This is a genomic window from Streptomyces millisiae, assembly GCF_031845425.1.
Taxonomy (GTDB): domain Bacteria; phylum Actinomycetota; class Actinomycetes; order Streptomycetales; family Streptomycetaceae; genus Streptomyces; species Streptomyces millisiae.
In genome coordinates, this window is record NZ_JAVREM010000415.1 from 1 (window position 1) to 388 (window position 388).

Below are 388 nucleotides of genomic sequence, written 5' to 3' on the forward strand. Positions count from 1 at the left end.
ACGCCTGACGCGGCCAGAACGGAACCCAGGGTCAGCGCGCCGACAGCGGCGAGTTTGTTCAGCACGGCGGTCTCCTCACACTGATGGTCAGAACCGACTGGAACCTACCCAGAGAGCGTCGGGCTCGCTTTCAGAAAACTCGAGGCAATTCCGAAAAACGCGCGATCTCAACGGCGCGATCGTGGAGTGTTCACTCGTTGCGGCGGTAGCTGCTCGGCGACATGCCGACGCGGTTCTTGAAGGCCGTGGCGAAGTGGCTGGGTGTGGAGAACCCCACGGCCATACCGATATCCGTAATCGACATCGCGGTGGTGGCCAGGAGCTGTTTCGCCCGGCGGATTCGGCGGTCGAGGACGAACTGATACGGGGTACTGCCGAAATCAGCGGT

At 62.1% G+C, this 388-nt stretch carries 1 protein-coding gene; it reads right to left on the reverse strand.

Annotated features, from left to right (window positions below):
* Positions 1 to 190: 190 nt before the first annotated feature.
* On the reverse strand, positions 191 to 388 hold a 198-nt coding region (locus tag RNC47_RS37345), incomplete at its 5' end, for a helix-turn-helix transcriptional regulator (protein WP_311605328.1).